The 14719-nt window shown below is 56.8% G+C and carries 14 protein-coding genes and 1 pseudogene; 7 read left to right on the top strand and 8 right to left on the bottom strand.

Annotation, left to right across the window (positions count from 1 at the left end; all coding sequences use genetic code 11):
- Positions 1–53: 53 nt before the first annotated feature.
- Genes GOV85_RS18965 through GOV85_RS18985 form a run of 5 tightly spaced genes read left to right on the top strand, consistent with a single transcriptional unit; the run spans position 54 to position 5195 of the window.
- Entirely contained in the window at positions 54–1991 is a 1938-nt protein-coding gene (locus GOV85_RS18965) for an ATP-binding protein (RefSeq protein ID WP_171181084.1), read from the top strand.
- Positions 1984–2904 (top strand): restriction endonuclease, encoded by a 921-nt coding sequence (locus GOV85_RS18970; RefSeq protein WP_209509746.1) that lies wholly within the window; start codon positions 1984–1986, stop codon positions 2902–2904. The genes GOV85_RS18965 and GOV85_RS18970 overlap by 8 nt, the downstream gene beginning before the upstream one ends.
- Before the next feature lie 30 nt (positions 2905–2934).
- Positions 2935–4272 carry a DUF6638 family protein gene (locus GOV85_RS18975; RefSeq protein ID WP_171181085.1) on the top strand — a complete coding sequence of 446 codons (1338 nt, stop codon included), beginning with the start codon at positions 2935–2937 and terminating at the stop codon, positions 4270–4272.
- A gap of 1 nt (position 4273) precedes the next feature.
- Positions 4274–4540 carry a hypothetical protein gene (locus GOV85_RS18980; RefSeq protein WP_171181087.1) on the top strand — a complete coding sequence of 89 codons (267 nt, stop codon included), beginning with the start codon at positions 4274–4276 and terminating at the stop codon, positions 4538–4540.
- Positions 4541–4550: 10 nt separating this feature from the next.
- The gene (locus tag GOV85_RS18985; protein WP_171181089.1) at positions 4551–5195 is read left to right on the top strand and encodes a DUF1523 family protein; all 645 of its coding nucleotides are present in this window, start codon (positions 4551–4553) and stop codon (positions 5193–5195) included.
- Between the two features lie 37 nt (positions 5196–5232).
- Here GOV85_RS18985 and GOV85_RS18990 read toward each other — a convergent pair whose 3' ends face one another.
- From GOV85_RS18990 to GOV85_RS19025, 8 genes and pseudogenes are all read right to left on the bottom strand, one after another.
- Positions 5233–6327, bottom strand: a complete 1095-nt coding sequence (locus GOV85_RS18990) for a flagellar basal body P-ring protein FlgI (protein ID WP_171181091.1) — start codon at positions 6325–6327, stop codon at positions 5233–5235.
- Positions 6324–7331, bottom strand: coding sequence for a flagellin (locus tag GOV85_RS18995; RefSeq protein WP_171181094.1), 1008 nt, complete (start codon positions 7329–7331; stop codon positions 6324–6326). The genes GOV85_RS18990 and GOV85_RS18995 overlap by 4 nt, the downstream gene beginning before the upstream one ends.
- A 2-nt stretch (positions 7332–7333) precedes the next feature.
- Positions 7334–8479: a flagellar basal body rod C-terminal domain-containing protein gene (locus tag GOV85_RS19000; RefSeq protein WP_254442999.1), complete on the bottom strand. Its 1146-nt coding sequence runs from the start codon at positions 8477–8479 to the stop codon at positions 7334–7336.
- A 91-nt stretch (positions 8480–8570) separates the two neighbouring features.
- Positions 8571–10169 (bottom strand): annotated as a pseudogene (locus tag GOV85_RS19005) (flagellar biosynthesis protein FlhA); the annotation flags it as partial.
- A 9-nt stretch (positions 10170–10178) separates the two neighbouring features.
- Positions 10179–10847 carry a transglycosylase SLT domain-containing protein gene (locus tag GOV85_RS19010; RefSeq protein ID WP_254443000.1) on the bottom strand — a complete coding sequence of 223 codons (669 nt, stop codon included), beginning with the start codon at positions 10845–10847 and terminating at the stop codon, positions 10179–10181.
- Positions 10848–10950: 103 nt separating this feature from the next.
- The gene (locus tag GOV85_RS19015) at positions 10951–11379 is read right to left on the bottom strand and encodes an Lrp/AsnC family transcriptional regulator (RefSeq protein WP_171181099.1); all 429 of its coding nucleotides are present in this window, start codon (positions 11377–11379) and stop codon (positions 10951–10953) included.
- A gap of 52 nt (positions 11380–11431) precedes the next feature.
- Positions 11432–12751: an MFS transporter gene (locus GOV85_RS19020; RefSeq protein WP_171181100.1), complete on the bottom strand. Its 1320-nt coding sequence runs from the start codon at positions 12749–12751 to the stop codon at positions 11432–11434.
- 3 nt (positions 12752–12754) lie between these two features.
- A complete protein-coding gene (locus GOV85_RS19025; protein WP_171181110.1) occupies positions 12755–13012 on the bottom strand; it encodes a metal-sensing transcriptional repressor in 258 nt (85 codons plus the stop codon).
- Positions 13013–13145: 133 nt separating this feature from the next.
- Here GOV85_RS19025 and GOV85_RS19030 point away from each other — a divergent pair, with 133 nt between their 5' ends.
- Both GOV85_RS19030 and GOV85_RS19035 read left to right on the top strand, forming a co-directional pair.
- Positions 13146–13760, top strand: a complete 615-nt coding sequence (locus GOV85_RS19030) for a ribonuclease D (RefSeq protein WP_171181112.1) — start codon at positions 13146–13148, stop codon at positions 13758–13760.
- The gene (locus tag GOV85_RS19035) at positions 13757–14719 is read left to right on the top strand and encodes an SIS domain-containing protein (protein ID WP_171181114.1); all 963 of its coding nucleotides are present in this window, start codon (positions 13757–13759) and stop codon (positions 14717–14719) included. The genes GOV85_RS19030 and GOV85_RS19035 overlap by 4 nt, the downstream gene beginning before the upstream one ends.

Genomic DNA, 14719 nt, shown 5'->3' on the forward strand with positions numbered 1-14719 from the left:
TTTCGCCTTCGGCGACCGTATTTTGGACGAGAAGAAGATGCAGGGTTGAGCAAATGAGTTTGACGTCAGATCAGATGGAATTGCGCGAAGACAATATTCGCAAACATTACCCGGCGGCGACCGCCTTGCTGAATGGGTTCGAACACGCGCCGCGGATTGCGAAACCGGTTGAAGTGGCGGTCGAGCGATCTCCGGGTGTCACGACCGGGAGGCGGTTTCGATCCACCACACCCGGTTTGGTGACGCGGCGCACTGTACGCGCAGACGGGGTGCATCTGGTTGAACGGATTGAGGCATCCGATGACGGCGATACGCTGGTCTCGCCGCCGCAGGCCACCACGCAACAGGCCATTCGCCGCGCCATCGCAATCGCTTTGGCTGTAGCCGAGGCTTATGCGGACCAGACACCGCTGGCCGATTTGAAGCGTGCGAACCTAGCCGGGGATCTGCCTGCCGCGCGGAAGGCCGAGTTCTCGGGTTTGCTGACCGCGGAGGCGCTTATCTCATCGCATGTGCTTGGAAATGCGCTGGCGTATCTGATGTCCTCACATCTAAGTGAAACCACCGTCGATATCGGCGAGGTCGAAGAGATCCTGACCGACAACGGCCAACTCGCCCTGCATGGCGCGCTGTGGGAGCTGGACCAAATGTTGGCCAAACACGCCCCTGACGACGCCCACCTGATCGCCGCCACAAGTGCCTATGCCGAGCAGTTGATGGAAAAGGCCGCCCTGCGTGCGCAGTCGGCGGACCATCTGGCCCCGTTCCAGAACGCCGCCTGGCATATCGACGCCGATGACCTGACGATCCGAGGGTTCGAGCCGGCCTCAAAGGCCAAATCCTCCACTCTGACCATGACGTTCAAGAAACCGAACGAGGTGGTGGGCAACCATATCGCCAAGTATCAGGCGATGAAGCTGGCCAAGATGCTGATGGCCTATGACTTCGACCGCCGCCTGAACCCGTTTGCGGAACTCGGCGGGTTCATCTTTACCTTCATGGGTGACGGCAAACCGGGCACCGGCAAGACCACCCTGATCCAGATGATGGCCGGGCTGATCAATGACTATTGCCAGAACGCGGGCTATCCGTTCCGCTATCAGAACCTGAGCACCGACAATATCGACAGCTATCAGGGCAAGTCCGGCCAGAACGCCAAAGCCTTTATCAATACGATCATTGATCCCTCGGTCATCGGTTTCGGGACCATCGACGATATAGACCAACTGGCGGGAAAACGCGGCGACCGGCAGTCCAGCGCGGGCCAACTGGAAATCACCGCTGTTCTGATGGAGAGCTTTGCTGGCGCCAACACCGTCGTGCGCGGCAATTGCACCTTTGGCATGTTCTCGAACTACCCCGAGAATGTGGACGACGCCCTGCGACAGCGGGCCGGCGCGCGGTTTCTGGTGGACGGGCCGCAAACGCGCGAGGATTACATCGACATCCTGCACCTGCTGATGGGCCGCAACCACGACATCCCGCTGGGCGAACACGAGGCTTACGCCGCGCAGGAGATCAAGAAGGCCGTCGCCGCCAGTTTCGAAAGCCATGCCCGCCCGCATGAGGACGCCCTGTTGCAGGTCTATGACCGGGTTTCGGGCGAGATCGGCCAGATGGACACGATTGCCAAGCTGGGCACCTACCTCAAGGCGATCCAGGCCGCGGATGAGCGGTTCACCGGCCGTGCGATCAAGAACATCACCGACGCGGTCAAGGTCCGCGCGATGGATTTCGAATTGCCCGACGAGTGGATGGAGAACCCCGACCTGTTCCTGTTCCGCGACTACGACACCAAGAAAGCGATGATCGAAGACCTGCGCCAGCCGATCACGGTTGAGATGGTGATCCAAGAGATCAACCGCTACGCCGACAGCGAGTTCCGCTATGCCGACAAGAGCGACGAGGTCGCCATCGAGAACGCTGTCCGTGAGATGGGCCGGATGGAAGAGGCCAAGCGGCGGTATTTAAAAGGAAAGAACTTTGACTAGAAGATTTGTTATTGAAGCAGAAGGCTACCCGGAAATGCCTGGCATGATGCTGGTAACCGTCGAGGCTATGAAACAGGTAGGGGGCTCCGCAAGTATTTACGAACTTGACGAGAAGGTCGCGGAACTTGAAGGCGTTTCTGAGGAAGAACAATCCTTCATGATGACCGGAACTAACCAAGGCCAACCACGATTGAACTACTATCTGGCTTGGGCTCGAACCTTTTTGAAGAAGGGTGGTGCGCTCGAGAATTCCGCTCGTGGTATTTGGGCGTTAACTGAGTTCGGAAGCACCATAGATACAATTGACGATACTCAGCGAATAATCGACCAGGTTAACGAAGAAGAAAAAGCTAGAGCTCGCGAGCGCCGGAAGAAGAAACAACAAAACGGGGATGAGCCCGAGTTGTTTTCACCTTCTGATCAGAGTGGCAATATCGAAGAGACGCCTGATACAGAGACGTGGAAATCAAGGTTACTTACCACTCTAAAACAAATGGACCCATACGCCTTTGAACGTTTAGCACAGCGCTTGCTTCGGGAAGCAGGGTTTACCAAAGTCGAAGTCCGTGGAAAATCCGGTGACGGTGGAATCGACGGTGTCGGCGTTCTTCGGGTGAACCTCGTTTCGTTCCAGGTGTTCTTTCAGTGCAAACGCTACAAAGGAAGTGTTGGGTCATCGGAAATTCGCGACTTTAAAGGGGCGATGATGGGGCGAGCAGACAAAGGATTGTTCATAACGACTGGAAATTTCACCGCGCAAGCTTCGGACGAAGCTACAAGGGATGGGGCTACCGCGATTGACCTAATTGATGGGGATCGCCTGTGTGATTTGCTCAAAGAAAACGACCTTGGGGTTGCGACAGAAATGATTGAGTCGGTCACAATAGATGAGAAGTTCTTTGCCAGCGTTTAGTGTTAAATCAAAGGAAGGAAGGTCCGCTTAGTGATCCGCCTCATCGAAAAAGGCCTGATGTTCGGTAATCTTGTCCACATCTCCAGCCCGGCTCTGGTCGAGCGGTATAACCGCGCGCTGCAGCATCTGGCGGGCAAGACCACGGCGCTGACGGATTTCCATGTCGATATCTCGGGTTATTCGCCGGAGGTGGGGATTGAGCTGGAGGACACGCTCTACCTCAATCCCAACGGGGTCAACCGGCAGTTCATCCTGCTGACGACCGAACAGAAACGCGCGCCGCTGTTGAATGTCAAATTCTCGACCTCGCGTGATATCCTGCGTGAATTCATCGAGATGAACGAGGCGCAGTTGTTCGCCCTGACCGCCACCGATGCAGTGGCCGGAGAGCTGGTGAACTCAGTCTTCAAACTGTCCACACCGCGCGACCTGCTGAACCTGCGCAAAATCGAGATTGAGGCCGACACCGCAGGCGGCACCTTGCGCAAGGCCCAGCAACTGGCGGGGATGGTCGAACGGTTCAAGACCGAAGAGGATGCGTGGTTCGACGACGTATTGATCGCCAAGATGATCGAGACGGCCAAAGAAACCGGCGACGTCACCCGCAATCCGGTCCGTCTGCGCCACACGGATTTTGAGCAGCGCAATTTCTGGACCGCGCATTTTGGCGGGCTGTATCTGTTTCCGGATGTGGATCACCCGGCGGCCATCTGTATGGGCGAAAAGCCGGATGATCTGCCGATAAAGTACACCTTCGACCCGTCACAGCGGAACCAGATTGCCAAGTTTCTGGACTACAACGATCTGGTCGAACCGATTGTCAAAGCGCGCGGCGTGGATGCCGCCGCGATCCTGCAACAAAAGATGGATTTCCTGACCGTCGATGCGGCTGCGGATGCAGATGTCGACCTGACCGGGCTGGATCGCAGCGACATGCGTCGGCTGGCGCGCAACCACTCGGATCGCCTGCCCGAGGCTTATCACGGGCTCGCTCAATTGCTGCGCTGGGCGAGCGATGGGGGGCCATGGCCGCGTATCACCTCGGACCATCCGGCCTATTTCTATACTTTGCGCGCGGCGGATACACCGAACCGCGATCTGGTGAACATGCTGCTGTCTGAGTTGGCCCCGCTGGACCCGCGCCAGATGTTCATCTGCCATAAAGAGCTGTTCTACCGCACATATTCAGGTTGGCCCGAGAGCAAGAAAGCCTATGTTGCCGACTTCCTTGCGCGTGAGTATCAGGTGGACAAGCAAGGGGCCCGCGCCGCGTTGTTTGGGCATGAGCCGGATATGAGCGGCAATGACCGGGTCAGCGATGACATAATCGCTCGGGTCGGTCCCTGGGGTTCGGTGAGGAAAGGCTGATATGATCGGATTGTTGCGCCTGTTGCTGATCTTGCTGGTGGTCCAGACGATTGCCTATGTGGCGCTGTCTTTCTATTCGCGCGGCATTCGGCGGCGTAAGCTTGAGGACTGGTGGGATAAAAAAGGCAAAACGGGCAACAAAGAAGCCTTTGTCGAACGCGGATTGCATGTGTATGACAATTCGTTCCGGCGTAAACTGATCCTGGGTGTCTATATTGTGCCGTGGGTGGCGATTGGCGCGCTGATCTACATTGTGAATTACATGTGAGGATTTAGGCATGGCCTATGTGAAATGGGCGTTCATTATTATCTTCTGGGGTACGATTGCGGCGGTCTTGCAATACTCATTGCCGCAGCATGACATTGTGCGCATCGTCAATACCTATGAAGAACGGCAGGATCTGAACGACTGGACCCGGATTTTCTGGTCTGAACCCCAGGACCAGTCCGCAAGCCTTGCCAATCGGGACGTGCAGTTCATTCAGGCCGTTCGCGAAAGCGGTAAACCCATCGTCTATCGAAACGAGGATACTGGATGGGGTTGGCCCCCCTATTTCAAGTTCGATACCGCAAACCTGTATACCGAAGCCAATGATGCGAAATCGACCAAAGAGAATCCGAAATGGGTGGTTGTTACTCACTACGGCTGGCGCAACGAGTTTCTGTCGATCTTTCCAAACGCCATCTTCATCAACCATGTAGATGGGCCGGATGCGCGGATTATCCCCTGGTTCAACATCATATTCCTGACGATTTTCGCCGCGGTGGTCTGGGCGATATGGGTGCGCTGGCGCAGGTTCCGGGAGGCCCGGATCGACCCGATGATCGAAAACGTGGAAGACGGGCTGTATGCGGCGGGTGACGCAATTGAAGAACGGCGCACCAGGTTTCGACGCTGGCTGGACAGCTGGAAGTCAAAGTAAAGCGCAAGGGGCGTGCAATCAGCACGCCCTTCCGCCGTCACCTGACTATGAACTCTGCGTGCAGCGCGCCCGCTGCTTTTATGGTTTTCAAAATGTCGATCATGTCCTGAGGCGACACGCCCAGCGCGTTCAATCCAGCAACCACTTCGGACAGAGTTGTCGCCTCGGGGATTTCGGCAAGACCGGTGCCTTCTTCCTCTTCGATGCCAGCGATGGTGCGGGGCACGACCACTGTTTCACCTCTGGCAAACGGGTTGGGTTGCACTGCAATCGGGGCCTCTTGCACTGTTAACGTCAGATTACCCTGAGAGACAGCAACGCGCGAAATGCGGACCTCTTGACCCATAACGATGGTACCCGACCGCTGATCGACGACCACGCGCGCTTTTGTTTCCGGTTCAACCAGTATGTTTTCGATTCGCCCGATGGCATGGGCCGTTGATACCGCTTGCGTCGCGGCAATGTTAAGTTCAACCGTTCCCGAATCCCGCATGATGGCCACGGCCCTGTTGAACTCGGTATTGATCGCGGATTCGATCCGTGCGGCTGTGGTGAAATCGGGTTCTCTCAGAGCAAGACGCATTTGGGTCAGGGTCGACAGGTCAAAGTCAATTTCACGCTCAACCCGTGCACCAGATGGTATGACGCCCGACGTCGGCACCCCGCGCACCACCGAAGCGGCCTCACCTTCGGCAGAAACGCCGCCCGCCAAAATTGTGCCTTGAGCGACAGCATAAATTTGACCGTCGGCTGCGTTCAAAGGTGTCATGATCAGCGTTCCGCCCAACAGGCTGCTGGAATCGCCGATGGCCGAAACAGTCACATCGATCTGACCGCCCACCCTGGAGAAGGGTGGGAGGCTGGCTGTGACCAAAACCGCTGCCACGTTTTTTGGTCGAAAATCTTCGCCGTTCACGTTGACGCCCAGACGTTCGAGGATGTTGGACATGATTTCTTCGGTGAAGGGGGCATTGCGCAATCCATCACCGGTTCCATTCAAACCTACGACTAGGCCGTAGCCAACCAGATCGTTGCCGCGCACGCCGTCAAAATCGACCAGGTCCTTAAGACGGATTGCCCCCGCCCAAGCCAGGCTGGGAAGGAAGACCAAGATAAGTATCAGCGCCCTCATCTCAGAAAATTCACCAGCGATAGGTTCGCGTTGCGAACAGTTACGGAATACAAGCTTTCCAATTGGAACTGCACAGTTTGCAGTTTTGCCGCCGTTTCATAAGGGTCCGCCGCGATCAGTTCGTTTCGGCTGTATTCAAGGCTGGTGCGAGCAGCCGAATTGCGTGTCGCTGCCTCTTCTATACGGGCCTCCGCCGTGCCGACTTCGGCCCGGAGTTGCACGGTATCATCCTGCGCGTTGGCCAGATCAACACCCAACTGCGTGAACAGCATCGTGCGTTGATCTGGGGAAAGCGCCAATGCGCTGTCTGTGGCCAATGCGGCCACTGCAACGTCCCTGAGGGCGGCTTTGAAAGCCGGGTCCGTTGCAGTGATCGGCAGAGTGACGCTTTCATTTTCTGATACCTGCATCGGGGAAAGCGTGTTGTTCGATCCTTGGTAAATTACGGCGTCAAACCCGGCCGGGTCATTGAACCATGTGTCTGCTGCCAGACGGATATCTGACACAGTCGCAAGCCCGGTCAACTGCGGCCTCAGCGCCGCCAAAAGATCGTCTGATGATTGCAAAGGCGATACGTCGGTGGCCGTGCCGGAAAACAGGCTACGTCCACCGACGCGCGTGTTCAGCGCCGAGATCATCGTGTCCAGTTCGTTTTTCGCCTGCACCGATGCTTGTTCATGGTTCGCAGGCTGATTTGCGGTTCCATAAGCCAACAAGGATGCGGTCATTTCTCCGACAGAATCGCTGAAGGTTGTCAGGCTTAACTGCATGGCATCGGCGAACAGAGCCGCCTCAGATGTTGCTATGCCAAAGGCGTCGAGCCTGGCGAGGCTGCGATCCAAGTCGAGAAGCTGCGAATAATCGCCCCCCAACCGGCCTGAGATATCCTGTACCTGTCCAGTGGACATCTCAAACGAAAGCGTTTCGATCTGTGTTTTTATGTCTGTGGCACGCGTGCGCAAGGTCATACCGCGCGCCAGATCGCCGATAGATGTCAAAGTCATAGTTACAACCTCAGTAGAGTTTCAAGCAATTCATCCACGACCGAGATAACCCGTGCATTTGCGGCATATGTCTGTTCAACCTGCATGAGACGTTGCAGTTCCTGATCTGTATCTACACCTTGCTCGGCCTCGATCTGGGCCATTTGTTGTTGGGCGCTATTGGCGAAGGCCTGGCGTTGATCTGCTGCATGCGCATGTGCACCCGCTTTAGAGAGCAAAGCCTCGGTCAACTCGGCGGCACGCATGTTTCCTGTACCGAACACTCCGCCAGGTATCGGACGCGCGTCACTCAGGATGTTTCCGAAGGCACTTAGTTGAGCGGCTTGTCCGGGATCACCTGCTGTCACAGCGCCCAGACCCGAACGCAGCTTCCAACTGTCTCCGCCAACGTCAGGATCCACAGTAGAATTGATTGCAATCCGAGAGGCGAGCCCGACAAAAGCGGTAGGATCAAACCGGTTGCCATTGTCGGTAAACAGGCCCGGATCGCTAACCAGGGCGGTGAGGTCCAGCCCCGACGTTTCGAACCGTTCGATCAGGTCGCGGGCAACAGTGTCCAGTTGCATCTGTGCCTCAATAGCCAGTTCATCGCGGATAGTGAACTGGGCCATCAGCGCTCCGCCACGAATCTGTGCGGTGTCACCGCTTGTGCGCACAGGGTTTCCGTTCATCTCCAACCCTGACAGAAGGCCGTTTGCCACCGTCATATGCGGCATGGTCTCACCCGTTGTGGAAAAGGTGAACTCTGACGCTTTGCCCTCCAGCAGTATTAAGCCGCCATCGGAATATAGCGACACCTGATCATTTACGCGCGGCACGACGTTGACCGGAATCATCGTGTTGACTTGATCGATCAGGACATGTCGTTGATCCAACAGGGCACCAATGTCTCCACCCGAGTTTTTAATGGCAGGAATCTTGGCGTTCAGGTCTTCGATATCCTGCAAAGTCCGGTTTAGGTTTTCAACTTGAGCGCCGATCTTGCGATCTGCATCCGAGCGCGCCTGCCGCACGCCTTCAGATGCTTTATTCAGCGCGTTGGCCAGATCGCCTGCCGAGCGCGCGACCTGATCTAGTCGTTCGACCGAATCAGGCAGGCTGGCTGCAGTTATGAAGCTGTTTTCCAAGTCCGACAGGCGCGTGGACAACGAGGACCCGTTTGCTGGAGACCCGACTAGTTGTTCGAAACGCGTATGAAAATCCGAAACTGCGGATTGTAACGCAAGTTCGGCGTCCGTTGTCGATGGGCACCTTGTCCGGGATCAGTTCGTCCAACAGTTTTCGGTTGGCTTCGGCGCGCACCGGGTCACTGAGCCGGGTCATTTCGGACAGCAGGCGACGCAGGGACTTCAACGTCAGCAGGCGCGAGAAATTCTGTTTGATGATCTCAAGAAGATGGGTGGCCAAAATCTCGGGAGGCGAGACGATGGTAGCGCCGCTCAGCGCCGCGTCTTCCTGATCTTTCGGAAGAATCCAGCGGGCAGGTGCGCCATAGACGGGCTCGGTCACATCGTTGCCTTCTGGAAGCAGATCAAACCCGTCCTGTACAAGGGCCAAAACAAGATCCGGATTGAGAACGCCGCGCGCCTGTTCGACACCGTGAACCTTGATCACATAGGTCCCGGTTGGCAGATCGGCGCGGTCCGTCAGACGTATTTCAGGCAGGATCAACCCAAAGGTTGACGCCACATAGGTGCGCATATTGGCGATCCGGGCATCTAGGCCAGTACCTGGGTTCAGCACCATGCTGACCAGATCGGGGGCGAACTCAAGGTGCACATCGTCCAAATCAAGGATATCTCCGATGGCCTGAGTAATTGGTGTATCCGTTTCGGTCGCGGGCAGCTGCGCCGCGGTTTCTTCCTCTTGCCGTTTGCGATGGACGGAATAGGCCGCGTATCCCAAGACACCTACCCCAAGAATGAAGGGCAGAAACGGTAGTCCGGGCACCAACGCAAACAGGACCATCAGAACCGCCACTGTGGACAGGGCCGCCGGGTGGCGGCCCAACTGCGAGAAGATGGCGTTGTCCGTAGCCCCTTGCGTGCCGCCGCGTGCCAGCAACAAAGCGGAAGCGATAGAGATGATCACGGCCGGAATTTGCGACACCAACCCGTCGCCAACGGTCAGGATCGCATAAGTCTCGAACGCCGATGCCACGGGCATTCCGTGCACGATTACGCCCATGATCAGACCCATCACAAGGTTCAGCAAAGTGATCAGCAGACCGGCAATGGCGTCACCCTTGACGAATTTCGACGCACCGTCGAGCGAGCCGAAAAACGTTGTTTCCTGCTGTTCGCGTTCGCGTCTTTCCTTGGCCTGCTGGTGGTCAATGGCCCCGGCGGACATGTCACTGTCGATGGCAAGCTGTTTGCCCGGCATCCCGTCCAGGGCAAAACGCGCGCCGACCTCGGCCATCCGGGCCGCACCTTTGGTGATGACCATGAAGTTTACAATCAACAGGACGCCAAACACCACAAGGCCCAGAAAAATACTGCCGCCCATGACGAAATTGGCAAACCCTTCGATCACATCACCCGCCGCGTTTGGGCCGGTATGTCCTTGCCCGATGATCAGTTTTGTCGAGGACACATTCAGCGACAACCGCAGCATAAGGGATGCCAGAAGGATCGTTGGGAAGGACGAAAAATCCAGAGGTCTTTCGATGAACAGGGTCAGTGTGAAAATCAGGATGGCCAAGGCAAACGATGCGGCAAGCCCCACATCCAGCACCCAGGCTGGCATCGGAAGGATCATCATTACGATGACCGTCATCAGAGCCAGTGCCAGAAGAACTGTGGGTGAAAACAGGGATCGGGCGTCGATTTTGGGCACACGAAACTCCTAGTTGAACGCGATAAATGCGGTGGCGGCGCCCGCGGTCGGGACCAAAGAGCCCAATGCCCCACCGTGCTTCACGCTTGACCGCAGGGGGATCAAAGGTGTTCCTGTCCCGGTGAACGGATCGCGTGACATGGCTGCAAGCCGAGGCGAGGTCTCGCCGCTAAGCTGGGCCAGCACGGCCTGAAACCGCCCCGTGTACGCTTTGGCCAGCGATTCCGTACGGGAGTGATAGGCCCCGGCGGCAGCGGGCCACGTGCCAAGCTCGGTATACAGGGCTTTCAGGAAGCGGGCGGCGTAGCTGGCGTTCTCATCGGGGTCGAACATCGCGTCGATCGAGCGGAAGTCTTTTCCGTGCCAGCGGTAGTTGATCTGGAAACAGCCGACATCAAAGCTGCGCGCACCTGCTTTGAAGATCTTGAAAACATGGGCTTTGGCTTCATCTTCGGTCGTGAACCAGTATCCCTGACCTTCGGCGTTGATGGTCCATGGCCAGGGTGAAAAATGCCCCGCCAGTGTACGGCCGGTTTCAACACGTGAGATTGCGCGCAACACGTCCAGAGGCACCCCTTCGGACAAAGCCGCACGTTGCGCGGCTTGATCGCACAGATCCCGTGTATGGGCATTGGGCGCGGCAAACACTGCCTCAGCCAGCGCGCCAAGCAGGAACATGATGAAAAACGAAAGCTTTCGAATTGGCATTCTGCCGGTCCGGGATTCTGAACTGTCCCGGCCAAGCTAGCCAATAATCGGTTTACAGAGGGTTATCGCCGCTTCAGTTTCGATCGATCCTGCGCCCAAAGACAACGCTGGTATTGGTGCGCAGGACGCCGGGAATCTTGGCCAGGTCGTCGACCAGAATGTCCAGATCTTCCAACCGGGGTGCTTCAGCCGAAAGCATAAGGTCGAATTCACCGTTGATTGACAGACACAATTTGACTTCGGGGTAGGCTTCGAGCCGTTTGATGATGCGGGTCGTTTCTTTTTGCTGCACCTCCAGCATGACGATCACCTGAACCTTGGGTGTATCTTCCGTCGCCCCAAGGCGCACGGAATACCCCGTGATGATGCCGCGCTGTTCCATCCGGTTGATCCGCTCATGTACCGTCGTGCGCGCGACGCCCAGTGTGGCTGCGATCTGTGTTGTCGATGCACGCGCATTGGCTTGCAGTGCGGCGATGATGCGACGGTCTAGCTGGTCCATTGGGGCTCCGGTATGCTATGACTCCGGGTTTAGTTCAGATCGAAGCTCTTGCTCAAGGCTCACGCGGGAAGTGCGGGTGCAGGTCGTCAATGACAATTGGATGCACATGCGGGCCTGACCCGGCCAGGTGCGGGTGATCGGGCGGTAAATCCGGATGATCGTGAAGGATCGGTTCCTGATCAAGCCGCGGCCAAAGGCTGATTGCACCTACAACGCCCACCACGGACAATGTCGCCATGCTGCTGAGGGTAACGGTCGGCCCGTACACGGTCATCAGCCATCCTGCCAGTGGGTAAAGAACCAACCAGCAGCCATGCGAAAGGGTGAACTGTGCGGCGAACACGGCAGGGCGGTCTTCGGGCTGCGCCGACCGGGTTAATAAGCGGCCCGAAGGTGTGAGCGTTGTGGAATATCCGAAACCTGTAAAGGCCCACAACAGGGTCAGCAGACCCAGTGACAAGGGAACAGTTGCTGCAAGAACCGCAGCGACGGCCATCGATCCTGTAGCAAAAACGGCCCCCGAGAGCATGACGCGACGGTCTTCGATCCGATCCAGAAGGCGAGGCAAAGTAAAGGCTGCCAGCATCGATCCGCCTCCGAACCCGGCCAAGGCTATGGCCACGGCGCTTTCCGACAGGCCCAGATTGGCGCGCACGATGACCACAGTGTTGACGATAACCGTCGAACTCAACGCGGCTGCGCTCCAACTGAGCGAAAGCAACCCACGCAACCGGGGTGTCCTCAGATAAATGCGAATGCCGCGTGTCGTGCGGTCATAAATGCCGCGGGGTTTGGTTGGCCTTGGAGAAGGCAGCCCGACTGAAATCACAAGTAAAGCAGAAGCCAAAAAACCCAATGCAGTGCCCCAGAACAGGCTGTTGAAGCTGACAAGCAGCAGCAGGGTTGCGGCAAACATGGGGCTGAGCAAGCTTTCCATGTCATAAGCCAGGCGCGACAGAGACAACGCGCGTGTGTATTCAGCCTCATCAGGTAACACGTCAGGAATCGTTGCCTGAAAGGCAGGCGTGAATCCCGCCGAGGCTGATTGTAGTACGAAAATCAATACATAGACCTGCCAGACTTCAGTTACAAAAGGCAGGCATACCGCAACAGCAGCGCGGATAAGGTCCAGAAAAACCAGCATTTTGCGACGATCCAGGCGTTCGGCAAATGCGGCCGCCAATGGGGCGACGGTGACATAGGCCACCATCTTGATCGTCAACGCGGTGCCCAGCACAAGGCCAGCGGCGTCCCCTGCCAGTTCAAAAGCAAGCAAACCCAACGCAACCGTGGCCAACCCGGTTCCGGTCAGGGCGACGATCTGGGCGAGGAACAGGTGGCGGTAGGTGCGGTTTCTAAGAATGCTCAGCATGGTTCAAAGGTATTTCGTAATCGTTTTGAAGTCTTCGATCCCGCTGCCACCGTCTTCAGAAGACAGGCAATGGTCGATATGATCATGGATCAAAGCGCGCTTGGCATTGGTGACGGCCCTTTCAACAGCGAAAAGCTGTTGTGCGACGTCTGAACAGGGGGCGTGTTCTTCCAGCATGGCAATGACCTTGGCCAAATGACCGTGGGCGCGTTTCAGCCGGGCCGTGATTTGTGGGTGCGACTCATGTTTGTGATTTGGCATGATTTATCCTTATCCCCCCCTTGAGGATAAAATCAATTGCTTGGTGATGAAATGACCGCGATTTTTGGACGGCGTTGAGTTTATGGACCAAACCGCCTATCTCGGAGGCGAAAGCGCTCAGAGGAATAGTTGCGTGGCGAACCATTTGTACAAAAACGATCTGCCGGACGGGCTGGATTTGGGGCCCATTGTGGCCATTGACTGCGAAACCATGGGGTTGAACCCGCATCGCGACCGCTTGTGCGTGATCCAGATGTCGGGTGGTGACGGCAACAGCCATATTGTTCAGGTTGAACGGGGCCAGACCGCAGCGCCGAACCTGTGCGCCATGCTGGAAAACCCCGACGTGCTTAAGCTGTTCCACTTTGGGCGTTTCGACATTGCCGCGATGTATCACACCTTTGGCGCGTTGGCTGCACCGGTTTACTGCACCAAGATCGCCAGCCGGTTGGTGCGCACTTATACGGACCGGCACGGGCTGAAAAACCTGTGCCAGGAACTGATCGGTGTCGATATCTCGAAACAACAGCAAATGAGCGATTGGGGCGCTGAAACCCTGACGGACGCTCAGTTGGACTATGCGGCATCGGACGTTCTGTACCTGCACCGCCTGCGGGACGAATTGAACAAACGGCTGGCCCGCGAGGACCGGACCGAGATGGCGCAGGCGTGTTTTGATTTCTTGCCAATGCGTGCGAAGCTGGACCTCGCCGGTTGGCCCGAAACGGATATCTTTGCGCACTCATGACCGATACCGAAGCCTTTCTAAGAACTGCCCGACAGGTTGTCACTGATGAAGCCCGCGCCCTTGACGTGCTGGCCGAAAGCCTTGATGAACACTTTGCCGAGGCTGTGCAACTGATCCTGCAAGCAACGGGTCGCATCATTGTCAGCGGGATCGGCAAATCAGGCCATATCGGTCACAAGATTGCTGCGACTCTGGCCAGCACGGGTACGCCGGCCTATTTTGTTCATCCGGCCGAGGCCAGCCATGGCGATCTGGGGATGGTATCCAAGGGCGATGTTGTCCTGGCGATCTCAAACTCGGGCGAGGCTCCGGAACTGGCCAACATGTTGGCATTTACCCGACGCTTTGGCATTCCGCTGATCGGCTTGTCCAGTAAGCCCCAGAGCACGCTTATGAAGCAGGCGGATGTACATCTGCTGATCCCGTCAATGGGTGAGGCATGTGGCTTTGGCATGGTGCCTTCGATCTCGACGACATTGACTTTGGCAATGGGCGATGCGCTGGCGATTGCTTTGATGAAGTACCGGGATTTCAAGCCCGAGAATTTCCGCGACTTCCACCCTGGCGGTAAACTCGGCGCGCAGCTCAGTAAGGTGCGCGACCTGATGCATTCGGATATGCCTGTTGTCGCATCGGGCACTCCGATGAGCGAGGCTTTGCTGGTCATGAGCCAAAAAAGCTTTGGTGTCGTTGGTGTTACCGATGACGCAGGCCGTCTGCTGGGCATTGTCACCGATGGCGATTTGCGTCGTAACATGGACGGGCTGTTGGACAAGAGCACGCAAGATGTCATGACCCGTGATCCGATGACCATTGCTCCCAACGCACTGGCCGAAGAAGCGGTCGCGATCATGAATGATCGCAAGATCACTTCGCTGTTTGTGGTCGACCCCGAGGCGGATGGACAAGCACAGGGCTTGTTGCATATCCACGATTGTTTGCGCGTCGGTCTGGGCTGA

The organism is Ruegeria sp. HKCCA4633 (assembly GCF_013034605.1).
Lineage (GTDB): Bacteria > Pseudomonadota > Alphaproteobacteria > Rhodobacterales > Rhodobacteraceae > Ruegeria.

What these genes read in the sequence shown, in the direction of transcription:
- GOV85_RS18965 (WP_171181084.1), top strand. Translation starts at nt 54, where the DNA reads ATGAGTTTGACGTCAGATCAGATGGAATTGCGCGAAGACAATATTCGC.
- GOV85_RS18980 (WP_171181087.1), top strand. Translation starts at nt 4,274, where the DNA reads ATGATCGGATTGTTGCGCCTGTTGCTGATCTTGCTGGTGGTCCAGACG.
- GOV85_RS18985 (WP_171181089.1), top strand. Translation starts at nt 4,551, where the DNA reads ATGGCCTATGTGAAATGGGCGTTCATTATTATCTTCTGGGGTACGATT.
- GOV85_RS18990 (WP_171181091.1), bottom strand. Translation starts at nt 6,327, where the DNA reads ATGAGGGCGCTGATACTTATCTTGGTCTTCCTTCCCAGCCTGGCTTGG.
- GOV85_RS18995 (WP_171181094.1), bottom strand. Translation starts at nt 7,331, where the DNA reads ATGACTTTGACATCTATCGGCGATCTGGCGCGCGGTATGACCTTGCGC.
- GOV85_RS19010 (WP_254443000.1), bottom strand. Translation starts at nt 10,847, where the DNA reads ATGTTCCTGCTTGGCGCGCTGGCTGAGGCAGTGTTTGCCGCGCCCAAT.
- GOV85_RS19015 (WP_171181099.1), bottom strand. Translation starts at nt 11,379, where the DNA reads ATGGACCAGCTAGACCGTCGCATCATCGCCGCACTGCAAGCCAATGCG.
- GOV85_RS19020 (WP_171181100.1), bottom strand. Translation starts at nt 12,751, where the DNA reads ATGCTGAGCATTCTTAGAAACCGCACCTACCGCCACCTGTTCCTCGCC.
- GOV85_RS19025 (WP_171181110.1), bottom strand. Translation starts at nt 13,012, where the DNA reads ATGCCAAATCACAAACATGAGTCGCACCCACAAATCACGGCCCGGCTG.
- GOV85_RS19035 (WP_171181114.1), top strand. Translation starts at nt 13,757, where the DNA reads ATGACCGATACCGAAGCCTTTCTAAGAACTGCCCGACAGGTTGTCACT.